Raw genomic sequence first — 22,616 nt, 5'->3', positions numbered from 1 at the left:
AAGGGGTCTCACATCCTGAAGACGCCGTAGCCACGCTGGCCGGCTACATGATCGGAATGGGCAGCGGACAGCGCGATCCCGAGCACCGAACGGGTGTCCCGGGGGTCGATGACGCCGTCGTCGTAAATTCGGGCCGACACGAAGAACGGATGGGATTCGTCCTCGATCTGCTGCTCGATCGCGGCAGTGCGCTTGGCGTCTTCCTCGACGTCGAAGTCTCGGCCCGCGGATTCCGCCGCGGACTTCCCGACGATCGACATGACACCGGCGAGTTGCTGCGCCCCCATCACGGCGAGCCGCGCGTTCGCCCAGGTGAACATGAATCGGGGGTCGTACGCTCGGCCGGACATGCCGTAGTTGCCTGCACCGAAGGATCCGCCCATGTTGATCGTGATGTGGGGAACCTTGCTGTTGGTGACCGAGTTGATCATCTTCGAGCCGTCCTTGATGATCCCACCCTGCTCATACTGTGTGCCCACCATGTATCCGGTGGTGTTCTGCAGGAAGATCAACGCTGTGTCGGTCTGGTTGGCGAGCTGGATGAACTCACTCGCCTTCTTGGCTTCCTCACTGAACAGCACACCCCGGGCGTTGGAGAGGATTCCCACCGGGAACCCGTGCACGGATGCCCAGCCGGTGACCAGACTGGTTCCGTACCGCGGCTTGTACTCCGAGAATCTGGATCCGTCGACGACACGGGCGATCACCTCGCGCGGATCGAACGGTACCCGCTGGTCCCCCGACGCGATGCCGAGGAGTTCGTCCGGATCGTAGACCGGTTCGTCCGCAGGCACACTGGGGCCGGGTCCGCGTTTGCGCCAGTTGAGGTGGGTGACGATGTCGCGACCGATTCGGATGCAGTCGACCTCGTCGATCGCGAAGTAGTCGGCGACACCCGAGACGCGCGAGTGCATGTCCGCACCGCCCAGCTCCTCGTCGTCCGCGTCCTCACCGGTCGCCATCTTCACCAGCGGCGGACCACCCAGGAACACCTTCGCCTGGTTGTCGACGAGCACCGAGTAGTCGCACATTCCCGGAACGTAGGCGCCACCCGCGGTGGCGTTGCCGAACACGAGCGCGACTGTCGGGATGCCCATCGAGGACAGCTCAGTGAGGTCGTGGAAGATTTTGCCCGCGAAGACAAAGAGTTCCGACTGGGTCGGAAGATCCGCGCCGCCGCTCTCCACGAGGTACAGCACGGGAAGTCGATTGGTTCGAGCAATCTCGAGTGCGCGCAGGTTCTTTCGGAGCGTGTAGGGGTTCATAGCGCCACCCCGGACGGTCGGATCGTGGGCAATGATCATGCATTCGACACCCTCGACGACGCCGACGCCGGTGACGATCGCGGCGCCGACAGTGAACTCTGTGCCCCACGCGGCGAGTGCGGACAACTCCAGGAACGGGGCGTCTCGATCCAGCAGTAGCTCGATTCGCTCCCGGACGAGCAGCCGCCCGCGGTCGTGGTGCCGCGTCGCATAGCGCTCACCACCGCCGGCGACGACTGTCTCCAACTGGCTCTCCAGCGCGGCGACGGCCGCCCGCTGAACCTTGAGGTTGTCCCGGTAAAGCGTCGAGGTCGTGTCGACAGCAGCCTTCAGTACGGGCATTCTCCCGCCTCTCGTCTCTCTGACCACGGATAGCTGCGCCGACAATGTGGCGTGCGCAACACCTAAGTGAATAGCCATAAACTATCTACCCGACAGGCGGATGTCAATGGGCACATTTCGGCTGTTCAGCGCACGTGTGCCGCATTTTTAGTGATTCGAAGTTCTCTTGCCTTCAACACCGACCCCAGCTCCGGACAGGCACGTGCGTCGCAAAGTTCACACCGGTCACCGTCCGCAACACAGGCACGAGTCGCCACCTGAAGGGCTCCCGGGTCTTTGCAATCGGCGCTGCACTGCCGACGTCGGTGGTCGTGCCGTCGGCCAAGGTGGGACGGACGTCGAAACAGGGGCCGACACGGCCGTCCGCTAGTGAATAGGCATCGACTAAGACCTTCGATGACAGAGGCCCGTAATGCGATCCAGATCGAGCAGATGACCGCTGGACTAGTGAAAATCGCAGTTGAGCGGTATGAGACAGGCGGTGTTCGGCACACCTGACTGGACTCGCCTGATCCGAGGTAGTAAATTACCAACAACTAAATGCGCTACTCAAGTGCGTCTACACGCAGCCGTCTCCGTGGTCCGCATGGGAATCGGTGTGGCAAGCTCTGGCGTCACAGCCAGAAGAGTGGGCGAGCGACGAGCATGGGAGTGAGCGTGGGGCAGCCGGTCGCAGGTCAAGTCGGGCGCGTACGCGACCCTGAACGCGGCGCGAAGATCCTCGAGGCAGCCGTCGAACTGTTCGCCACCCGCGGGTTTCACGCTGTCGCCATGTCCGACATCGGCCAGTCGGCAGGGATCGTCGGCTCGGGCATCTATCGGCACTTCGACAGTAAATACGCAGTGCTGGTCGCCCTCCTCGACGATGTCATGTCGCGCCTACTGGCCAGCGCCGAGGGCATCGTCGCCGAGCACATCGACAACACCACCACAATGCGGCAGCTCGTGGAAACGCAGATCGACTTCTGCCTCGACCACCGGCGGCATGTGCAGTTGTACCGGCAGGAATTCGATGCGCTGCAGGCGGACGACCAGCGGCGGCTTCGCAGGATGCAGCGGCGATACAACGAGGAGTGGATCGCGACGCTTCTCGAACTGCGCCCCGACCTGGACGAGACGAGAGCGCGTGCCCTGGTGCACGCAGCCATCGGTGCCATCCAGTCGAGCGTGACCTACGAGAGCGGCCAATCGCGAGATGAGCAGACCCACTGCTTGATGGCAGTCGCCCAGAGCTGTCTCGCCACGAAGTGGCAGGCGTGAGCGGTACGTGTCGGCGGCTCGGAGGGTAGTAGGTGGGCACCACCGAGGTCAGTGTATTCGCGGCATGCTTGCGGCGCTGCAGCCACCAATCGGGGAGGTGTGAGCCGGACGCAGCTCGGGGAGGCGAAGGCGCAGGCGCGGTGACGGTATCCGTTGCGGCTGTTGAACCCATACGCCGGAGAGTTCTTCAGCACCTGCACATCCAGGTCTTCGGTGCCTTCCATAGGGCCTTCACCGTGATTTCGGCGGCTCGGCTCTCTCCACCTCGACCCTCACGGGCAGAGTCCTCTAACGACGCCGCAGACTTCGCTTTATGCTGCGGACCGCATCTTCGCTCCCCCTGTTGAGCGTCTCTCGGTATGACGACCACCCAGCCGCCTACCGTCACCGCTGATGCCGACGGGCATCGGACCGACTGACGATCGTCGGCACCATCAACGTGCCGACCACCGCGATCCCCAGGGTCGGAGCTACCCGATTGGGCGATACGGGATCGCGCACAGACGGCCGCAAGATCGTCGGCATCCGCAATGACCGCGAGACGCGAAACATGCTGGCTCCAACACGAACTGACCCCTGGTGCGATCCGGTGTGGTAGTCAAGACTGAACCAACCATGAGCGGAGCTATCGACTGTGATCGTCGTTCGCCGGCCCGAGGAGGCCGACACCTACCTCGACGCCGGCGCCATGCGGTGCCCGTCCTGCCAGGGTCGGGTGGCCCGGTGGGGGTACGGGCGGGTGCGCACCGTCCGCTCGCTGGGCACGGCCACCGTGACCGTGCGCCCGCAGCGGGTCCGCTGCCGCGACTGCGGCGCCACCCATATCCTGTTGCCCACTGCCCTGCAGGCCCGTCGCGCCGACACCACCGAAGTCATCGGAAATGCGTTGGCCCACAAAGCGAAAGGCATGGGATTCCGGCGTATCGCCGAGCGGATGGACCGCCCGGAGTCGACGGTGCGCCACTGGCTGCGCCGCGCCACCGATGAGCATGTGCAGTGGATGTGCCACCAGGGTAATCGGCGGCTGATTCAGATCCCCAGCGAGGTGATCTCCGCCATCCGGTACGCCGGGAACCTGCTGTTGCACACCCTGTGCATCCTGTCCGCCGCCGCCGTCGAAGATCGTCGCCGTTTCGGGTTCACCGACCCGCCGTGGGATCTGATCGGCATCTACACAGGGGCGTCTGCTGTCCCCGCCGCGCAGCGGCTGACAAGCCCGGCCCGCCGGGCTCTGTCATGCCCGTATCTGTCCGTCATCGCGCCGAGCATCGACACTCACAACGACATGGCCACCGTCAGCATGCCGACGACGCCGTCAAGGTGCCGACGAACGACAACATTTGCGTCTGCATTTTCGGTGACGCCATCGTCTGCAGATTCAGTGACCAGCAACATCCCCCTTGCAGGGCGTCTGACGCTGGGCTTCGACCACATCCGTTTCCAGATGAAGCCGCCAGCCTGCTACCGGGCCACCTGGCAGCTACCCGGACCGGACTTTCACCGGCAAGCGACGACGAGCTTGCGAACAAACCCATCTATAAAGACCTCCTGTTCAACTGGACGCACGAAAGCCCGAGGCTAGTGGAGGCTAGTGGGGGTCGATCAGCGAGCCTTCGACGGGTAACTGCCCGTCCACGGCAGGCTGATCACTGAGCCGCCGGCCGGTGAGCACCGCGAGAACCTGGAGTGAGTAAGTGTTTGGAAAGCTGTGCGATTTCGGCCCGAAGCGAATCGGTGACTCATGATGGGGCGTGGGATCTCGTAAGCAGCATCGCAAGCCGAAGCCGTATCCGTCCGATCTGGCCGATGCACAGTGGGAGTTGATCGCACCGATGGTCCCGGTACCATCGGCTGGTCGCCCGCCCATCCACTCGCGCCGCCGGATCGTGGACGCGATCTTGTATGTCAACCGCACCGGCTGTTCCTGGCGCCAGTTGCCGCATGATTTTCCCAAGTGGGAGACGGTGTAAAGGTACTTCAAGGTGTGGAACGAGTCTGGGGTGACCGACCGGATCCACGACGCACTGCGGGCGCGGACGCGGGCGCGGTGGTCGGGATCCGATGGCCTCGGCGGGGATGGTCGACGCCCAGGCGGTCAAGGGTGCCGACACCGTCGGGACGGACACGTGCGGTTGGGACGGCGCGAAACGAGTCAATGGGCGCAAAAGGCACTTGGTGACCGACACGCTCGGCCTACTCGTGGTGGTGTTGGTGACGGCGGGGAGTGTGCAGGACCGTGACGGCGGACGCCGGGTACTGGCGCGGGCGAAGACGGCGATGCCGTCGATGGTCGTGGTGTGGGCCGACGGCGGCTACGCCGGGAAGCTGGTCGCCTGGGTCGACACGCACTGCCGCATCGCACTGGATATCGTTCGGAAACCCAAAGGGCAGCGTGGGTTTGCTGTCCTACCGCACCGATGGGTGATCGAACGGACGCTGTCGTGGCTGGTGCGCTGTCGCCGCCTCGACCACGACTATGAGCGCCTGCCGCACACTCGGAGGCGTTCATCAAGTGGGCCATGATCGGGCTCATGACACGACGACTCGCACCGACACCGGGACGCCGCCGATGGCAATCGACCCGCGCATCGTGACCATTTCCAAACACTTACTGAGAAAAGCCGAACAGTTCTTTCACCTGGCCGAGATCGGTCGCGACTTCGCCGACGAACCGGACGGTGTCGATGATGCGGTCGTGACGTTGTGGGTGCACGCAGGCATCGCCGCATCGGATGTCATCTGTTGCGCCCGACTGGGTAAGCATGCGCAGGGCGAGGACCACAAGGATGCCGTCACGCTGCTCGGGTCCGTCGACCCGGCCACGGCGAAGCACCTCAGTGTGCTGCTTGGCCTCAAGACGCGGTCCGGTTACACCGATACGCCGACGAGCACCGAATCGAAGCGCGCCGAACGTGCCGCCGAAGCTCTGATCGAGGCGGCCCGTCGCGCGCCCGCTCAGGCCGGAAACTGAACGTAAGACTCGGCACTGGCGGCATCGGAACCAGAGCTGATCCAACGAATGACGCCTCCATCGATCAGTGACCTTCCCCGGCGCACCCCGTCACTTCGCGCTGGAGCGGACCGCTGGGCGTGTCCGGGCCAGGCCTGACGTTTCGTCACCTGCCGCCGCCACGGCGGGCGGACTGGTAGACAGACCAGGTGTGGTGGAACGCTCGGATCAGGAGGCCTCGATGCCGCGACCATCATCCTGGGTGAGCACGACGGCGTCCGCCCTCGGTGAGGAGCTGGCACGCATCGGTCTGACCGTACCCGCCGACCGACTCGAGGCCCTGCTCACCGACCGAGTCGCTGCCGTAGCGGAACAGATGCGCATCACCGAACGCACCGCCCGTCGGTACTTCGACCACGACACCCTGCGCACCCTCGCCCGCGAACTGGCCCTGAGCATCAAGGAAGAGGCACCCGGCGCCGACCTGCTGACCCTGCCCCGCACCATCGCCATGCCCCTGCCCACCCTCGGTGCGACGATCGCCGCCCTCGTCGAGGTCGCCGCCCTCGCCGGCGCCACCACCGGTCCCGACGAGCCGGCAAACCAGCGATGGCTCTGATCTCCACCCTCGGCGTCCTGACCCGAGACCACGACGGTGACCTCCTCACCGTCCGGGTGCCGGAGCCCCTCCTCATGCGAGCGGCGCGGCTCATCGAGAACACCGCCGCCCTCGTACACCACGGCTGCCCACTACCACCAGACGTCGCCGAGGACGTCCGCCCCCACCTGCAGAAAGCACTGCGCGACGACGCCGCCCGGCTCCGGGCACTGATCCCCGACACCGGCCGACGGTCCAGCTCGGGTCTCTGGGCGGTTCCCGACAACCCACTATGACCACCGTGGCCGTCCCGGGGTGCATTCGTGCCGCCAGAAGCGATCGAATCGGTGACGACCTCCGCGAAGGGCTGATCCTGAATGTGGCTCGTCCCGCGCCCCGCAGCGATCTTCTTGGCAGTGGTGTGCGCCAAATATTCGGCGACTTCCGCACGCGAGATCCAGGTATCGGTGTCCTCGTCGTAGATCGCGTCGGTGTACTCGATCGGCGTCCAGGCATCGTCGTCGTCGATCGATTCGATCGCTTGATGGTCGAGGTCAGGCGCACGGTGACCGAGACGTCGGCTCCGGCTGCGATCGCGGCACCGAGGGTGGGATGACCGTAGAAGGCAGAATCGAGTCGCACCAGCACTTTCGGTGTGGACTCGGCAGCTGATTCGGTGCTGTGCGTGCGGAGTCGGTCGACGGTGGCCAGGGCGTCGGCGACGATCCGGGCGGCACCCCGCGGGAGCCGCACGCACCCCGGCGCAGCCGCTGCCCCACGATCACCGGCGCCGCGGTGTCGGTGGTGACCGTCGCGAGCAGCGCGTTCAGCCCGCGGACCCCGGAGTACCCGCATCCGGAGCCCTGCTTGCCGTGACCGTGGTCCTCGATGATCGTATCGTCGATATCGACCAGCACCCGTCCGGTGTCGATCCCCGCCACCACCGGGGTGCGAGCAGCGAGCCCGAGCAGGAATCGGGAGGCGAGGCGTCGAGCTGGCGGACGTGCCCGAAGGTGAACTGACGGAGGAACGATCCCAGCGTCGACGGGGCGTAGGGGCGGTCGAAGATCGTGCCCGTCGCCCCGTGCCGAAGCAACGCCAGGTCGGTGATGCTGTCGGCGCCGGCGACCATCCCGCCGACCAGGGACCCGATCTTGCGGCCGGCGTTGGCGCCTTTGTCGGTCGGCACGCTCAGGTGCTGATCGGCGAGGGTGAGCAGGCCGCTGGCCTATCTGGCGAGCGTGGAACTCGGGTGCGTCGAATCATTCCCGATCGTGGGCCAGCACCTCGGATTCGCCAGGTTCGCTGAGCCGTCCGCCATATAATCGGCCGCCCTCGCCGGCTCAGTGAGTCTTCGCCACCTTCGCTGAGCCAGGACACGCAGCACTGAAGCTCCAGATGTCCGTTTCGTCCGTTGTTTACCGCGGTAGATAACGGACAAAACGGACATGATTGAGGCGAGTCAGATGATCCGCGCTTCATTCCGTAGCTCGTCCGCGTGTCGGACCTGACACGACTGCCCGGTGCCGTACCCAGCCTGGCGATCATCGGCGTCGACGAGATCCAACGGCGCCGCACGGAAACCCGCATCCACCACACGCCCGCATTGACCTATCCGGAGCAGGTCAGAATCGCGCGGATGATCACCCGACGACGGTTTCTGCACGCTGTCACCGATCCCGACGTCGACGGCGTTCACCGACGCGTCCTCGTCACCAATGAGGTCGCGAAGATCGTTCCCGGCTACGGCCAGGGCGAAACCTGGCGAGCCGTAAACCGCGTATGGACCGTCGTGGCACGACTCACCACGCTCCGCAGAAACGCACGCATCTACGACACCCCGATCCGAGACACCCACTACAACATCCTGCGGCTGATCTGAGTGGATGGCGGCCTCATCGTCTGTGCACGTCAACGCCACTCGATGCTCGTAGCGGACCCGCCGAATCGCTACGGAAATGCCAACTACGCTGTCCGTCAACGTCTCGATTCTCGTCAACACAGTTGGCATTCCCGCAGGTCGCGTATGCCAACTCGATTGACAGCGGACATCAATCGACGCTTCGGTGGCCGAGGGCAAGGAGTTGGTCACCCACGATGTCCACCGCAGGGCAGCACCCCTTCTACGAGGGCTGATGTCGTAAGTCAGCCCGGTCTACCAAACCCGTCACGTTGGGCGAGGTAGCTGCAACGCTGCGGTGGTCGCGTTCCCGAGGCCAAGCAGGGATGCCGCGGTCAGGTCGTCGGGGGTGTCGATATCGCAGCGAAGACCGGGCCAGTCACCACTGAGGCGGATGGCACCCGAACGTCGGTGCAGATGAGCCGAATTCGCGCCGAACCGTGGCTCAAGTTCGACACCGAACGCGATCAATGCTGTGGTGCCAGTTCCCTGTTTGTCGGGCACGAAGCTGCGCCGGGCAGATCGTGCGTGCGACAACGCCTCCGCCAGCTCGGTGGGCTTTAGTGCGGGTAGATCTGCTTGCAGCACCGCAATATTGAGTCTGCTTCTGTTACGGTCGCGCGCAATCGCGGCCTCACCGGCTCGCAACGCCACGTTGAGCGAATCGGTGTGCACATGACACGGTGGTTCGGGCAACACCCTGACGCCGAAGTGTTGCCCGGCAGCCGCGACACACTCGTCGGGGGTGATAACGCTGATCGAACGGACGGCTTCGACTCGCGAACAGGCGGTTAGTGTCCTGAGTTATTGATCCGTTGAATATGTTGGTAGCATCGGGTAATGGCATTTTCTGGTCGCCCGAAGGCGGAATTGGTTCTGTCCGATGTCGAGCGTGACACGCTGCTGGGTTGGGCTCGACGCGCGAAGACGTCGCAGGCGTTGGCGCTGCGGGCGAAGATCGTGCTGGCGTGCGCGGAGGGCGTGACGAACAAGGATGTCGCTGCGAGACTGGGGATCTGGCCGCAGACGGTGTCCAAGTGGCGGGCCCGGTTCGTCAAGGATCGACTGGCGGGCCTGGCGGACGAGCCGCGGCCGGGTGCGGCTCGCACGATCACCGACGAGCAGGTCGAGACGGTGATCGTCAAGACCCTGGAGGAGACGCCGGCGAACGGGGACACGCACTGGTCGACCCGGTCGATGGCCCGGGCCACCGGCATGTCCCAGACCGCGATTTCCCGTATCTGGCGCGCTTTCGGCCTCAAGCCGCATCTGGTGGACACCTGGAAGTTGTCCACCGATCCACAGTTCATCGAGAAGGTCCGCGACATCGTCGGCCTCTACCTCGCCCCGCCCGACAAGGCACTGGTGCTGTGCGTGGACGAGAAATCGCAAATGCAGGCGTTGGACCGCACCGCCCCGATGCTGCCGATGATGCCCGGCGTACCGGGCCGCAAGACCCACGACTACATCCGCCACGGCACCACAAGCCTTTTCGCCGCCCTCGACATCGCCACTGGCAAGGTCATCGGCCAGCACCAGCGACGACACCGCCATCAGGAGTTCCTCCGGTTTCTCAAGACCATCGACAAGAACACCCCCGCCGAGCTGGACTTGCACCTGATCTGTGACAACTACGCCACCCACAAGACCCCGGCGATCAAGACCTGGCTGGCCGCCCACCCGCGGTTCCATCTGCATTTCACCCCGACCAGCGGTTCCTGGTTGAACCTCGTCGAACGCTGGTTCGGCGAGCTGACCAGCCGCAAACTCCGCCGATCCACCCACCGCAGCGTGAAAGAACTCGAGACCGACGTCCAAGCCTGGATCGACGCATGGAACGACGATCCAAAACCCTTCGTGTGGACCAAAACCGCGGACGAAATCCTGGACAACCTCGCCAACTACTGCACGCGGATTAATCAACTGAACAACGACTCAGGACATTAGGGTATCGATGAACATCGCCAGCACCGTCGCGTATCGCAACGGACCAGTCAGTGTCGGCTCTAGCCGTGTTTTGGCCAACTGCAGTCGTTTCACCGCAAGCAGGACATCGACGTCAGCATCCACTACCCGAGCTTTCGCAGGCGTGGTGCTAGGTCGCGTTGGAACAGTTCCAGGAAGCGGCGCTGGTCGTGCCCAGGGGCATGAAACACCAGGTGGTTCATACCCCAGTCGACGTAGTCCTTGATCTTCTCGACGGCCTCGTCCGGATCCGAGGCCACAATCCAGCGCTTGGCGACCTGCTCGATGGACAGTTCGTCGGCGGCCTTCTCCATCTCCAGCGGGTCGTGAATGTTGGTCTTCTGATCGGCGGTCAACGACAGCGGTGCCCAGAACCGGGTGTTCTCCAACGCCAAGGCGGGGTCGGTGTCGTAGGAGATCTTGATCTCGATCATCCGGTCGACATCGTCGGGGTTCTTGCCTGCCGCCTCGGCACCTTCGATCGTGGCTGGGATCAGCTTGTCCTTGTAGAGTTCCGCGCCCTTGCCTGAGGTGCAGATGAAGCCGTCACCCGCACGGCCGGCGTACTTCGCCACCTGCGGGCCGCCCGCGGCGATATAGATCGGGATACCACCCTCGGGCACGTCGTAGATCGAGGCGCCCTTGGTCTTGTAGTACTCGCCGTCGAAGTCGACTCGGTCGCCGAGCCACAGCTCGCGCATCAGGCGTACCGATTCGCGTAACCGGGCGTAGCGCTCCTTGAACTCAGGCCACTCTCCAACGTATCCGGTCGCGATCTCGTTGAGGGACTCGCCGGTGCCGATACCGAGGAAGATCCGGTCCGGGTACAGCACCCCATCGTGGCGAACGCCTGGGCGATCACCGCGGGGTTGTACCGGAACGTCGGCGTTAGCACGGATGTGCCCAACACCAGTCGCTTGGTGCGCTCCCCGACCGCCGTCATCCAGGCCAGAGAGAAGGGCGCATGCCCGCCATCATGGCGCCACGGCTGGAAGTGATCGCTGACGGTGGCACTGTCCATCCCGTGCGCTTCCGCCGCGACCGCCAGTTCCACAAGCTCCCGCGGAGCGAACTGCTCCGCCGACGCCTTATAGCCCAATCTCAATGTACTCACGTCTCACCTCCTGCAGAAAAGCTTCGCCGGCGCCGCCGCGAAGCGGCAACGCCGGCGAAGCCGCGAAACGGCGGAGCAGCTGCTCGGCCTCAATTCAGACCAGGTCGTACCACTTGGCGACGGACATCTTCTGGACCGTAGGCACGACCTCCTCACCGACCCTTCTGATCTGCTCGACCTCACCGTTGAGCACACCGGGGGCGATCTCGTTGACACCGAGAGCCGCTAATTCCTCGATACGCGCCAGGCACTTCTCGGCGGTGCCTGCGATAGCGAAGTCGTCGACGACCTCGCCCGGCATCACCATGTGCGCCGCGTCGGACTCGCAATGCCCGCCCCAATAGTCGTACTTGGCACGTGGCGTCTTGACCAAGCGATCCAGCGGTCCAGGTAGCTCGATTCCCTTATGGAACCGCACCAGATCCTCGAGCTGGTTGGCTGCGATATTGGCACTGAACCGGCAAAACTCCCAGGCCTTCTCCTGGTCTTCGCTGACGAACATCGCGGTGAACACCCCGATCTCAATCTCGCTCGGGTCCCGACCGACCGACTCGGCGCCCTCTTTGACGTACTTCAGAGCCCAGCGGACAGCGTCGGGGTGACTGCCGATCTGCAGCTGCACGATATCGGCGAGCGCACCGGCGATCTTCAGGTTCTTCGGCCCAGTTGCCGACATCATCGTGGGGATGACCTCCTGCGCCCAGACTATGCGTGTCTCCGACCCGGTCTTGCCGGACTTGTCGACGATTGACACCGGCTCGCCACGCATCAGCTTTTGGATGTCACGAACTACCTCGCTGAATTGATCAGTGGGGAAAGGATTCAGACCGATCGTGCGCCGGGCACTGTCGCCGCGGCCGATACCCAGCATGACGCGGCCGGGGTAGATCTGCGACAGCGTCGCATGCGAACTGGCGGTAACGGTGAAGTGCCTGGTGAACGGGTTGGTAACGCCGGTACCGAGGGCGATTTTCTTAGTCGCGGCTAGGGCGTGGGACATGTAAACGTAGACATCTTTCCAGATCATCTGCGAATCGAAAACCCACGCACGTTCGTAGCCCGCCTCCTCGGCTGCGACTACCGAGTCGATGAACTTCTCGAACTCACCGTCGCCCGGTTTTGGGAACAAGTAGGCGCTCATCTTCATGATGTGTGAAATCCCTTCTCTGTCAATTATCTTTAGTCAATTCCGCTCAGGGACTGCGAGTGTGCACCCGTTGCGTTGAACTCCTTAGCTTCTGCGTACGCCGCCTTGAGGTAATCGCGGTCATTGCTGGCACATTCTGCGCAAATGGGTGCGTGATCGGCTGCTGCCGGATTGCGGTCCATCTCCTGGGCCAGGTAATGCAAATCACAGGTGGCGCAACGGATCCGGGTCTCCCAGCGATCTTCGACCTCATCGCGCGGATCGTGGGGCCGCTTGAGGACCAAGTGCCGATTCCCGGTGGCGAGCCGGCCGATCGTGTAGACGCCAGCAGCGCTAACAAAAGTGATTGGCGCTGACCAGGTGGAGCCCCACGAACCGCCCACCTGCATCAGCACGATGCCCAGAGCCGACGCGCCGAACCAGGCGATCAGGCCCACGCCGTTGAATGCGGGAATTCGGCCTGGGCGAAACTCGAAGTCCTGCGCGGTGAGCCCCTCACGACGGGCGAAGGCCAGGTAGACAAGGGCAACTGCAACCCAGGCGACCACCAGGACGCCCTGCCACCGCAGTGCCTCGAGCAGGTAGCTGGTCACGTCGGTCAACATCAGCGCGAAAGCCGCCACACCCATCACATAGACCCAGGTCCGCCGGGGAAGGTGTATCCGGAACAATCTTGCGAAAAAGCTCTCAGCATTGATGCTCGCCAGATAGAAGTTCGCCGTGTTGATCCGGGTCTGGCTGACCCATATCAGCGCTACTCCAATGATGCCCGTGAGTCCGACTATCGCCGAGACCGCTGACAGCTCGTTGAGTTGTCCGTCAGCGGCGATGCTGTGTGACAGGAAGATTCCGACCAACGCGTTGACCACCAGAGTCAGTACGTAGAACAGCGGGCCGAAGGTCAGCCAGCGATGGAACTTATCGTCCTTGGGCTTGGCTAGGCGGGCATAATCCCACGTGAACGGCATCATTATCCAGACACCCATGTAGGTGGTGAAGGCAAAGAACCAACCCGGTGCATGCAGGTTCACATCTGGTGACGCCGGTGGCGCGGTCAGCCAGTCGTTGGAATAGCCTTCACTGACGAGGGCCCAGACAACGACGACCGTCAACCCGATGTAGTAGAACGGCAACAGCACACCGTTCAACTTGTCGAGCCACGTGCGTACGCCGCCGATCACCAGCGGAATGCTGTATGCGGCAACAACTGCGTACCACATGTAGATAGATCCGAAGCCTGTGTACTCATGGAACACCACTGCGATGACCGAACCCTCGAATACCCCGTAGTACAACGCAGTGGCGCCGATAATCAGCGGAGCGACGGCCGCGCCAATGTAACCGAACAAGGCGCGGGAGAACATCGCGCTGGAGATACCGGTCCGAGCCGCGTACCGGCTCAGTGTGCCCCCGATGACACTGTAGGCGAGAACCGACACCGCCAGACCAATGATTGTCTCCACCGTTCCAACGACCTGAGCCAGGGTTGCACCCAAGATCAGCCAAAACATCGCACTGGCGAAGGCATACCAGACCATCATCATCGACACCCGGCCGGACCGCCAAGAATATGGTGCCACGTGTAGCGCGTAGTCCTCGGTGGATGCCTTTGCCGCGACCCTGGGGTCGTCGGCGTCGAAGGTCTGCAGCGGAACGTTCTCAGATGAACGCGGCTCTGACATAGAGATCTCCTAGTTGTGATGTGAAATCAGAGACAGCGCCGTCTCAGCTGTAGCCAAAATGTGTGTTTTCGATCAAATACTGAAGTGTTTCAACTACTGATCTGATGTTTCATTGTTCGAGACTGAAACTGGCTGCGAACCGACTTTGCGTACCACTTCATCACGTTCCGTGCGAACCAGCAGAGTGAACAAATCAGGTCGGGAGTAATGGCCAGACACATCGAAGTCAAATGCGCCCCTAGTATTTTGGGCGAAGTCGATATCAGCCGTGAGCATTGCCGGGCCATTTCTCTCCGGCCCGGCCAGAACTGTACCGGTCGGATCAACTATCATGCTCGCGCCGTCGCACAGTACCGTGTCCGGCGGAACGTCGAGGGGATAGTCATCTGGATAGTCACTGCGGCGCGTGAACTGATTAGCACTGACTACATAACAGCGGCCTTCCACCGCGATGTGGCGCATCGCGATCTCCCACGTCTCCCTGCTGTCCGCAGTCGGGGCACACCACAACTGCACACCTTCGTTGTACGCGTAGGCCCGCAACAGTGGCATGTAGTTCTCCCAACAGATGACCGCGCCGACTGCACCCAATCGGGTTTGCACTACCGGAGATTGGGCTAGGTCACCCTGTCCCCAGACGAGGCGCTCGGCACCCGTGGGCATCAATTTCCGACGAGTAGAGATGATCCCGTCCTGCGGATCAACGAAGACCACGGTGCAGTAGAGGGTTCCGCCGGCCCGTTCGATCACGCCGACGACCATGAAAATTTTCAGCTCGGAGGAGATCGCTGCCAGCTCGACTGTAATTGGTCCCGGGATATCAACTGCCCCAGCATGATATCGGCGGTACCAGTCACGACCTTCTGGAGTCCGGATACCCACGGCAGTGCCGAAAGCAATTCCGCGGGGGTAGCCTCCGAGATACGCCTCGGGAAAAACTACGATGTCGCATCCGTCATCAGCCGCCGCCCGGGCGTAGTCGCGCAACGCAGCCAGGCCTGCGGTCGCGTCGAAGGCGACCGCCGGAGCCTGAACGACCGCGACGCGCCGATGTGCCGATGTCATCAGAGCTGGAGCCCTGTCATAACCGTCGCCCAGGGTTCACGGTCGCCGTGCATGGTGTCTGGGTTGGTGCCGCGCAGCGCGGCGAGTTCGGCGGTCAACTGCAGCAATGGGATGATACTGGTGACTGGCCGTAGCAGCGGGCTCGGCGAGGTGAACCGTAGGTCTGCGTCCTCGCGTTCGGCGCAGGACAGTACAGCGAACAAACCCAGGTCGGTCAGTGCCTTGCTGAGGATTTGTGTGCGCCCCCCGTCGACGGTTGTCGAAGTCGGTTCAACGAGCACAGCGGCCATCTCCGGGTGATAGCTGGCGGGAGTGCCGTGTAGCGCGAACTCGGGTGACATGGCCTCGGTCCACATCCAGGCGCCCTCCTTGATCTTGAGAGCAGCCTCCTGCACAGTCGGCAGGTCCGACCCAAAGCCGACTAGCAGCAATGGATCTGCCTGGTTGAGGATCTTCGCTGCCGCGCCTGCCCCAGAGTCATTGATGGTCTGTGCGGCCGCCGCTGGCAGTTCGCCCAGCGACTGAGCGAAACCGGACCTTGCGCCCTGATCGAACTGCGCCGCGATCTTGCCCAGCACGACCAGCGAGGCTATATACGAGACGCTGAAAGTACCTGCGGTTTCGTTGGCACAGGTACGTAAGGTGACATCGGCCGGCTGCTCCGGTGCAGTCTGTCCGACGACGGCGATGGTGCTCGCCCCTGCCTTGGCTGCGCGCTCCAGGGTTGCGGTAGGAAAAATTTTGGTACCGCGGTGGCTGATCACGACGATCTGGTCATCGGCCGTCAGCGGCAGCGTCGTTGCCATGTCGTGGGCATCCACGGCGTGCGGCCGGACTTTTCCATCCGTCAAGTAGGTGACCCAATTCGCAGCGACACGCGCGGCGTGTAGTGACGTACCGATGCCGGTAAAGATGATCGGACGGTTTCCATCGAGAGTTGGTGCAACGGTCGAAGACAGCAGCTCAGCCGTTACCGTGGGGATTGTCGAGATCTGGCTATCTAGGTTGAACCTCAGGGTCATAAGAGCAGATTAGTGTCCAATGTATAGTGCCAACAAGAGGCCAATACGAAAGATTGGGTTGATATGGAATCTCCACGGTTGGAGGCCAGTGGGGCAGAGATTGCCGAGACGCTGGGAGCTTGGATACACAACCCGGGTCCGCTCTATTCGAAGCTCGCTTCGAAGATCGAGGAAGCCATCGACCGTGGTGATCTCACCCCTGGTACCCGTCTACCGCCCGAGCGGTCGCTGGCACTTGCCTTGCAGATCAGCAGGACGACGGTGGTCACCGCTTACGCCGAGCTTCGCGACCGCGGTCGCGTCGAGCGTAAACAAGGCAGCGGGACGTGGATTCGCCACCATGAGCATGGCAAACCGGCCCCGTACGCCAACGACGAGGCGCTGGACAGCATCGCACGGAACCCGATGATGCGATCGGCGACACCTGACGGCTCGCCCTCGACCGTAGATTTCACCGTGTCGCTTCAGGCCAGTGTCGGCCCGTTGATCCGCGAGGCGATGACCGAAGCGGCTAGCAAGGTCGAACCTCTGGCGCTGCAGAGCGGATACCAGCCGCGGGGTTTGGCTATCTTGCGGCAATCGGTGGCCAAATACATTGAGTCAACCACCGGGATGCGGACCTCCGAGGAGGAGATTCTGATCACAACTGGTGCCCAACAAGCTATTTGGCTGTTAGGCCAGGTGTATGCGCCGTTCGGCGAGAATGTGATCCTGGAGAACCCGTCCTATCCAGGAGCGATAGATGCCTTTCGAATGTTGCGGGCTCGGGTACAGCCATTGCCTGCTGATCGCGAGCGGCTACGCGTCGAAGTGCTCGAGGAGTTGATCGAGACCAATCACCCTCGTCTGGTGTTCGTGGCGCCGACCTGTCAGGCGCCCACTGGCACGGTGATGTCCGAGGCTGATCGCGAGACACTTGTCGAATTAGTCGATGCACATCAGGTAACCCTGATCGAGGATCAGACCATGCTTCCACTCCTGATCGACGATGGGCGACCGGCTCCGACCGCGCTCGCTGCGATTTCCGACTCTGCACCGGTGATCACCATCGGGTCCTTCAGCAAGTTGTTCTGGCCCGGCCTACGCGTGGGTTGGATTCGTGCACCCAGAACTCTCACCACACATCTTTCGCAGTTCAAAGCGGTCAACGATATGGGAAGTTCGCTCCTGTCTCAGCTCATCACAGTTCAACTGCTCGAACGCGCCGACCGGATGCGAGACATCCGGTGCACCGAAATCGCCTCTTGCCTAGATCACCTGGAGGCGGCATTCACCGAGTTCCTACCCGGTTGGTCCTGGAACAGACCGGCAGGCGGCCTGTCGTTCTGGGCACGGCTACCCCATGGCAACGCTGAACGGTTCGCGCAATTCGCACTGTTACACGGAGTCAATGTAGTAGCGGGTAACTCGCTCACGGTCGACGGGACCTGCGATGACTACGTTCGGCTGCAATTCGTGCAGAACCGGGAAACATTGGCGCTCGGCGTCCGGCGGCTGGCTCGCGCATGGCGCACATTCGAAGCGCAACTGCCGGACCCCCCGGCGAGGGCGTCCAGTGAGTGAGGTCGCCACCGCGATAAGCAATCCGCGCGGCAACCGATTTCAGTCACCGCGTCGGTTCTGTCTAGTGCGCCGTGGGATAAGTAACTTGACTGACTTGGCTTCGGATACGAGCCATTAGACGATGCTGTTGCTCATATGTCACCCACTCGCAGTGGATTTCGATCAAGCGCCGATATCGCAGACATCCCGTAGACGAACTCACGGGAGGTGGCACCTTTCCGAAGTTGGGACACCTGGAGCCCGACAGCTGCAGCTAGTCGGCGTTCGTACTCGTTGATGTCGATTGCGAATGCGGCAGTGACATCCCTCGGAGTAGGCCCACCAAGCAGTTCCCATAGAAGCGCAAAGTCCAGAATGTCGTTGTCAAAGCCTGTTCCACATTTCGTTCCTATGTGAGGCGCCGCGTGCTCAAGTTTGCGTAACTGCCTGGGATCTGTCGGATCGCCAGCCGCCCGCTCCGTCCACGTGACCCGCCGAGCGACTCACGGAACGAGACGAGGATCGTCCGTTCGCAGGGGGTGCGGGGTATGTGCCCGCTAAACTGCGTATTTCCACTTGAGCGCAGTTGGAATCAGGTATGACCTGCCACAAACGTTCGATGAACCGGAGCCGCGACATCCCGAAGTGAACGAGGATCTCTTCCTCGTCCGGACCGCCGTATGGTGCCCACATACTGGCGAACTCGATGAGGCGCTCCGCCTCGGTGTCGCGATGCTTGCGCGTGCGGTTGACCTCCGCCCATGCGGCGCGTCGCCGCTGCGACCATCTGGGATACTCGCGAGAATTCATCGGATTGAACGATCTACTCAGGGCCTGTGTGGCCTTCGGAATTTGGTCGTCCTCGCCGCGGCAAGGCGTGAAAGCGGAGTGACATCCGTTCAGGGGTAACTGTCAAGTTAATTTCCGCACGCCGCACTAGTATCCCGCGTCAGAAATTCGTGCGATATATTTGGCCAGGGAATCGAGGATCTCCTCGGCGGTCTTGTGCCAGACGAACGGCTTCGGGTCGTCGTTCCAGGTCTTGACCCAGTTGCGAACGTCTTTCTCCAGTGCCGCAACGCTTTTGTGTACACCACGGCGGAGCAGCTGATCGGTCAGGAATGCGAACCATCGCTCGACCTGATTGATCCACGAGGACCCGGTCGGGGTGAAGTGGACGTGAAAACGTGGGTGCTTGGCCAACCAGTCGCCCACTGCCGGCGTCTTGCGGGTGGCCAGGTTGTCGCAGACGAGATGCACGTCCAACTCGTCGGGGACGGCCTTGTCGATCGCGGTGAGGAACTTCTTGAACTCCACGGCCCGGTGACGTCGATGAAGCTCGGAGATCACCGTGCCGTCGGCGATGTTGAACGCCGCGAACAGGCTGGTGACGCCGCTGCGGGCGTAGTCATGACTGCGCCGTTCCGGCATGCCGGGCATCATCGGCAGCACCGGCTGGGAACGGTTCTATGCCTGCATCTGGCTCTTCTCGTCCACGCACAGGACGACGGCACGCTCGGGCGGATTATGGTAGAGACCAACAACATCGACGACCTTGTCCACGAACTGCGGATCCGTGGACAGCTTGAAACCGTCGGTCAGATGCGGTTTGAGTTCGAACTTGCGCCAGATCCGGCCGATCGTCGACGGTGACAGGCCGGTGCGCTTGGCCATCGAGGTACGCGACCAGTGCGTCGCATTGGCCGGGGAGGTTTCCAGTGTCGCGGTAACCACGTCTTCGACCCGGTCCAGCAAGATCGAGGGCGGACGACCCGGTCGAGGTTCATCGACCAAGCCGTCGAGGCGTCGGTCGACGAAGCGCCCGCGCCATTTGTTGACCGTGTTGGCGGATATCCCTAGGTCTGCCGCAACTTGCTTGTTTGTCATCCCCGGCTCCGCGCAGGCCAACACGATCCGCGACCTCAGTGCCAACGACTGTGGGGTTTTCGCTCGCCGCGACCATCGAACGAGTTGTTCGCGTTCGTTATCGGTCAACATCAACTCCGCCTTCGGGCGTCCGGTTCGAGGCATGCCTCAGACTATCAGTTAAAGCACGAATTTATGGCGTACAACACTAGGTGGCGATGGGGGCGTAAGTGGTCGAGCGCTGCCGAGTGGGCCGGTTGATCCCGTCGGCGATCTCGATCAGTTCAGCCACGGTCCTGGCTGAGCCGTGTTCAGAGCCCGCCATCCGGGAGATGGTCTCTTCCATCAGCGTCCCGCCGAGATCGTTGGCACCACCATTGAGCATCACCTGGTTTCGCTCTCTGCCCAATTTCACCCAGCTGGTCTGGATGTTGTCGATCCTGCCGTGCAACATAATCCGGGCTAGCGCGTGCACAGCCCGGTTGTCGCGGTGCGACGGTCCTGGCCTGGCCGCACCGGCCAGATACAGCGGCGAGCTCTGGTGCACGAACGGCAGCGGCACGAATTCGGTGAAACCTCTTGTCCGGTCCTGGATTCCGCGTAGCACGTTCAGATGCTCAACCCAGTGCTTCGGGGTGTCGACGTGGCCATACATCATCGTCGAACTGGACCGCAGCCCAACCTCGTGGGCGGTGGTCACGATCTCGATCCACGCCGACGCGGGCAGCTTGCCCTTGGTCAGCACCCAACGAACCTCGTCGTCGAGGATCTCGGCGGCGGTACCGGGAATGCTGCCCAAGCCAGCCTCGCGCAAGCTGGTAAGCCACTCCCGAGTCGATACGCCACTGCGGGTGACGCCGTTGGAGATCTCCATCGGAGAGAACGCGTGCACGTGCATCTCGGGCACCCGGGCCTTCACCGCCCGCACCAGATCGGCGTAACCGGTAACAGGTAGTTCGGGATCGATTCCTCCCTGCATGCAGACCTCGGTGGCACCTGCGACGTGTGCCTCCCAGGCCCGGTCGGCGACCTCGCCGGTGGACAGTGAGAACGCATCGGCATCACCCTTGCGCTGAGCGAATGCGCAGAACCGGCAGCCCGTATAGCAGATGTTGGTGAAGTTGATATTACGGTTGATGACGAACGTGACATCGTCGCCGACGACCTCTTTCCGCAACGAATTTGCTAAGCCGGTAACGGCTTCCAGCGCCTGACCGTCAGCCGTCGCTAGCGCCAAGTACTCGTCGTTACTGCAGCCGGCAGGATCGCGCTCCGCCGAACGCAAAGCGGCCAGCACATCGGTGTCGCCGCGCTCGGGACCACGGGTAGCCAGCTCGTGCACCTTGTCGCGGATCGAATCCCAGTCGCCGAATGCGCTGTCCAGATCCGACCGGGTATCGGTGAGGCGGCCGCCGGTGTCGATAGCCGTGTGCAGGTCGATCCGGCCGAGTGACTCAGTGGACTCGTCGGGTTCCTGCCAAGGCGCACCCACCGGGTTGATGTTGCGGGCCCAGCCGGTCTCCGGATCGACCAGCGCGTTAACGTGGGCACGCACCCGCGGGTCGATCCACGCCGAACCGGCCTGCACGTAACGCGGCTGCACGGTCAGCCGTTCCACCAGGTCGTAACCGCCCTCGGCGGTGACGGCGGCCAGCTCATCCAGCGCCGTCCACGGCCGCTCGGGGTTGACGTGGTCAGGGGTCAGCGGTGAAACGCCACCCCAGTCGTCGACGCCCGCGCCGACCAGTGCCAGGCATTCCTCGCGGGACACCAGGTTCGGCGGTGCCTGGATGCGCATGGCCGGCCCCAGCACCAGCCGCGACACTGCGATGGTGGCGACGAAGTCGTCGATACCAGCGTCGGGCGTCGCGGCCATCGCGGTGCGATCCTTGGCTCGGAAGTTCTGAACGATGACTTCCTGAATGTGTCCGAATTCTTTGTGTGCTTTACGAATTGCGTGAATTGTCTCCGCGCGTTCGGTGATCGCCTCCCCGATGCCAACCAACAGACCTGTCGTGAACGGAATAGACAACCGACCGGCATCGGTCAGCGTGCGCAAGCGCACGTCAGGATCCTTGTCGGGGCTGCCGTAGTGTGCGAGCCCCTTTGTTTCGAACAGCCGCCGCGACGTCGTCTCAAGCATCATGCCCATTGACGGCGCGACGGGCCTGAGCCGCGACATCTCCGACCAGCTCATCACGCCGGGATTGAGGTGCGGCAGCAGCCCGGTCTCCTCCAATACCCGGATTGCCATGGCCCGTACGTAATCGAGCGTGGAATCGTAGCCACGCTCATCGAGCCACCGCTTGGCCTCGGGCCAGCGCTCCTCCGGCCGGTCCCCCAGCGTGAACAGCGCTTCTTTGCATCCGAGCGCTCCACCTTGACGGGCGATCTCCAAGATCTCGTCGGGCTCCAGATACATGCCCCTACCTGCCGCGCGCAGCCTCCCCGGCACCGTGACGAAGGTGCAGTAGTGGCAGGTATCGCGGCACAGGTGTGTGATCGGGATGAACACCTTGCGTGAATAGCTGATCGGCAACCGGCCTTCGACACCGCGCCGACCGGCGGATTTGAGTCCGGCGTCACGCACTCGGCCAGCGCTATAGCACAGATCAGCCAAGTCGTCACCGCGCGCAGTCAACGCAATGGCAGCCTCGTCCACGTTGAGCACCACTCCGTCCCTAGCCCGCCGTAAAACTCTGCGCAGCGCCGCCGGACTTGGGGCACCAGAGGAGCCCGAAGCGACCTCCGAATCGCTCAAACAGGTTGCATAAGATGCGGCCTCTGGTGATGACGAACAAATCAGATGACGATCGTGGGTGGTCCGCATTTCATATCCTCTTGTTTAATCGATACAACGCAGGTAAGGCATCGTCGAGGTTCCCGAAACGCGCGACC

16 protein-coding genes and 4 pseudogenes are annotated in these 22,616 nt (G+C 62.8%); 10 read left to right on the top strand and 10 right to left on the bottom strand.

The features are described 5' to 3' along the window. Nucleotides 1–8 precede the first annotated feature (8 nt). Nucleotides 9–1,607 carry an acyl-CoA carboxylase subunit beta gene (locus I1A62_RS03305; RefSeq protein WP_219454078.1) on the bottom strand — a complete coding sequence of 533 codons (1,599 nt, stop codon included), beginning with the start codon at nucleotides 1,605–1,607 and terminating at the stop codon, nucleotides 9–11. Nucleotides 1,608–2,252: 645 nt separating this feature from the next. Between I1A62_RS03305 and I1A62_RS03300 the strand changes: the two genes are divergently transcribed. The 7 genes from I1A62_RS03300 to I1A62_RS45790 all read left to right on the top strand — a co-directional run bounded on the left by I1A62_RS03300 (nucleotide 2,253) and on the right by I1A62_RS45790 (nucleotide 6,711). Next, nucleotides 2,253–2,867: a TetR/AcrR family transcriptional regulator gene (locus tag I1A62_RS03300; RefSeq protein WP_257890400.1), complete on the top strand. Its 615-nt coding sequence runs from the start codon at nucleotides 2,253–2,255 to the stop codon at nucleotides 2,865–2,867. A gap of 634 nt (nucleotides 2,868–3,501) precedes the next feature. Then, the gene (locus I1A62_RS45800) at nucleotides 3,502–4,449 is read left to right on the top strand and encodes a DUF6431 domain-containing protein (RefSeq protein WP_257890399.1); all 948 of its coding nucleotides are present in this window, start codon (nucleotides 3,502–3,504) and stop codon (nucleotides 4,447–4,449) included. A gap of 169 nt (nucleotides 4,450–4,618) precedes the next feature. After that, nucleotides 4,619–4,837, top strand: coding sequence for a transposase (locus I1A62_RS47020; RefSeq protein ID WP_219454074.1), 219 nt, complete (start codon nucleotides 4,619–4,621; stop codon nucleotides 4,835–4,837). Between the two features lie 91 nt (nucleotides 4,838–4,928). Then, nucleotides 4,929–5,390, top strand: coding sequence for a transposase (locus I1A62_RS03285; RefSeq protein WP_219454072.1), 462 nt, complete (start codon nucleotides 4,929–4,931; stop codon nucleotides 5,388–5,390). After that, entirely contained in the window at nucleotides 5,344–5,838 is a 495-nt protein-coding gene (locus tag I1A62_RS03280) for a hypothetical protein (protein ID WP_257890398.1), read from the top strand. The genes I1A62_RS03285 and I1A62_RS03280 overlap by 47 nt, the downstream gene beginning before the upstream one ends. Nucleotides 5,839–6,058: 220 nt before the next feature. Continuing rightward, nucleotides 6,059–6,436 (top strand): hypothetical protein, encoded by a 378-nt coding sequence (locus I1A62_RS45795; RefSeq protein ID WP_257890397.1) that lies wholly within the window; start codon nucleotides 6,059–6,061, stop codon nucleotides 6,434–6,436. Continuing rightward, the gene (locus tag I1A62_RS45790; RefSeq protein ID WP_257890396.1) at nucleotides 6,427–6,711 is read left to right on the top strand and encodes a hypothetical protein; all 285 of its coding nucleotides are present in this window, start codon (nucleotides 6,427–6,429) and stop codon (nucleotides 6,709–6,711) included. The genes I1A62_RS45795 and I1A62_RS45790 overlap by 10 nt, the downstream gene beginning before the upstream one ends. A gap of 110 nt (nucleotides 6,712–6,821) precedes the next feature. Here I1A62_RS45790 and I1A62_RS03270 read toward each other — a convergent pair. Then, nucleotides 6,822–7,634 (bottom strand): annotated as a pseudogene (locus tag I1A62_RS03270) (IS1380 family transposase); the annotation flags it as partial. A 279-nt stretch (nucleotides 7,635–7,913) separates the two neighbouring features. On the opposite strand from I1A62_RS03270, the gene I1A62_RS03265 reads away from it, so the two are divergent. Further along, nucleotides 7,914–8,297 carry a hypothetical protein gene (locus I1A62_RS03265; RefSeq protein ID WP_219454070.1) on the top strand — a complete coding sequence of 128 codons (384 nt, stop codon included), beginning with the start codon at nucleotides 7,914–7,916 and terminating at the stop codon, nucleotides 8,295–8,297. Between the two features lie 285 nt (nucleotides 8,298–8,582). Here the strand turns inward: I1A62_RS03265 and cofC are convergent. After that, a pseudogene (cofC, locus tag I1A62_RS03260) lies at nucleotides 8,583–9,104 on the bottom strand (2-phospho-L-lactate guanylyltransferase); the annotation flags it as partial. 51 nt (nucleotides 9,105–9,155) lie between these two features. Between cofC and I1A62_RS03255 the strand changes: the two are divergent. Then, nucleotides 9,156–10,262, top strand: a complete 1,107-nt coding sequence (locus tag I1A62_RS03255) for an IS630 family transposase (RefSeq protein WP_219454068.1) — start codon at nucleotides 9,156–9,158, stop codon at nucleotides 10,260–10,262. 122 nt (nucleotides 10,263–10,384) lie between these two features. On the opposite strand, the pseudogene fgd reads toward I1A62_RS03255, so the two are convergent. The 5 genes and pseudogenes from fgd to I1A62_RS03230 form a co-directional block, all read right to left on the bottom strand. Continuing rightward, nucleotides 10,385–11,394 (bottom strand): annotated as a pseudogene (gene fgd / locus I1A62_RS03250) (glucose-6-phosphate dehydrogenase (coenzyme-F420)). A gap of 94 nt (nucleotides 11,395–11,488) precedes the next feature. Next, entirely contained in the window at nucleotides 11,489–12,541 is a 1,053-nt protein-coding gene (locus tag I1A62_RS03245; RefSeq protein ID WP_219454066.1) for an LLM class flavin-dependent oxidoreductase, read from the bottom strand. A 32-nt stretch (nucleotides 12,542–12,573) separates the two neighbouring features. Then, the gene (locus I1A62_RS03240) at nucleotides 12,574–14,223 is read right to left on the bottom strand and encodes a cytosine permease (RefSeq protein WP_219454064.1); all 1,650 of its coding nucleotides are present in this window, start codon (nucleotides 14,221–14,223) and stop codon (nucleotides 12,574–12,576) included. 93 nt (nucleotides 14,224–14,316) lie between these two features. Next, the gene (locus I1A62_RS03235) at nucleotides 14,317–15,288 is read right to left on the bottom strand and encodes a nitrilase-related carbon-nitrogen hydrolase (protein ID WP_219454062.1); all 972 of its coding nucleotides are present in this window, start codon (nucleotides 15,286–15,288) and stop codon (nucleotides 14,317–14,319) included. Beyond that, a complete protein-coding gene (locus I1A62_RS03230) occupies nucleotides 15,288–16,310 on the bottom strand; it encodes an SIS domain-containing protein (protein ID WP_219454060.1) in 1,023 nt (340 codons plus the stop codon). Before I1A62_RS03230 ends, I1A62_RS03235 begins: the two co-directional genes overlap by 1 nt. 63 nt (nucleotides 16,311–16,373) lie before the next feature. On the opposite strand from I1A62_RS03230, the gene I1A62_RS03225 reads away from it, so the two are divergent. After that, nucleotides 16,374–17,873 carry a PLP-dependent aminotransferase family protein gene (locus I1A62_RS03225; RefSeq protein ID WP_219454058.1) on the top strand — a complete coding sequence of 500 codons (1,500 nt, stop codon included), beginning with the start codon at nucleotides 16,374–16,376 and terminating at the stop codon, nucleotides 17,871–17,873. A 915-nt stretch (nucleotides 17,874–18,788) separates the two neighbouring features. Here the strand turns inward: I1A62_RS03225 and I1A62_RS03220 are convergent. Beyond that, nucleotides 18,789–19,883: pseudogene (locus I1A62_RS03220) on the bottom strand (IS630 family transposase). 43 nt (nucleotides 19,884–19,926) lie between these two features. Further along, nucleotides 19,927–22,548, bottom strand: a complete 2,622-nt coding sequence (locus tag I1A62_RS03215; RefSeq protein WP_219454056.1) for a bifunctional FO biosynthesis protein CofGH — start codon at nucleotides 22,546–22,548, stop codon at nucleotides 19,927–19,929. Between the last annotated feature and the right edge of the window lie 68 nt (nucleotides 22,549–22,616).

The sequence above is a fragment of the Rhodococcus sp. USK10 genome, from assembly GCF_019378875.1.
GTDB lineage: Bacteria > Actinomycetota > Actinomycetes > Mycobacteriales > Mycobacteriaceae > Rhodococcus_F > Rhodococcus_F pseudokoreensis.
This window is presented reverse-complemented; position numbering and strand designations above follow the sequence as displayed.

Bases quoted from the DNA above. Each gene is read 5' to 3' on its own strand.
- I1A62_RS03235 (WP_219454062.1), bottom strand. From the start codon at position 15,288: ATGACATCGGCACATCGGCGCGTCGCGGTCGTTCAGGCTCCGGCGGTC.
- I1A62_RS03300 (WP_257890400.1), top strand. From the start codon at position 2,253: ATGGGAGTGAGCGTGGGGCAGCCGGTCGCAGGTCAAGTCGGGCGCGTA.
- I1A62_RS03225 (WP_219454058.1), top strand. From the start codon at position 16,374: ATGGAATCTCCACGGTTGGAGGCCAGTGGGGCAGAGATTGCCGAGACG.
- I1A62_RS03240 (WP_219454064.1), bottom strand. From the start codon at position 14,223: ATGTCAGAGCCGCGTTCATCTGAGAACGTTCCGCTGCAGACCTTCGAC.
- I1A62_RS03305 (WP_219454078.1), bottom strand. From the start codon at position 1,607: ATGCCCGTACTGAAGGCTGCTGTCGACACGACCTCGACGCTTTACCGG.
- I1A62_RS45795 (WP_257890397.1), top strand. From the start codon at position 6,059: ATGCCGCGACCATCATCCTGGGTGAGCACGACGGCGTCCGCCCTCGGT.
- I1A62_RS03215 (WP_219454056.1), bottom strand. From the start codon at position 22,548: ATGCGGACCACCCACGATCGTCATCTGATTTGTTCGTCATCACCAGAG.
- I1A62_RS45790 (WP_257890396.1), top strand. From the start codon at position 6,427: ATGGCTCTGATCTCCACCCTCGGCGTCCTGACCCGAGACCACGACGGT.
- I1A62_RS03285 (WP_219454072.1), top strand. From the start codon at position 4,929: ATGGCCTCGGCGGGGATGGTCGACGCCCAGGCGGTCAAGGGTGCCGAC.
- I1A62_RS03245 (WP_219454066.1), bottom strand. From the start codon at position 12,541: ATGAAGATGAGCGCCTACTTGTTCCCAAAACCGGGCGACGGTGAGTTC.
- I1A62_RS03230 (WP_219454060.1), bottom strand. From the start codon at position 16,310: ATGACCCTGAGGTTCAACCTAGATAGCCAGATCTCGACAATCCCCACG.
- I1A62_RS03255 (WP_219454068.1), top strand. From the start codon at position 9,156: ATGGCATTTTCTGGTCGCCCGAAGGCGGAATTGGTTCTGTCCGATGTC.
- I1A62_RS03280 (WP_257890398.1), top strand. From the start codon at position 5,344: ATGAGCGCCTGCCGCACACTCGGAGGCGTTCATCAAGTGGGCCATGAT.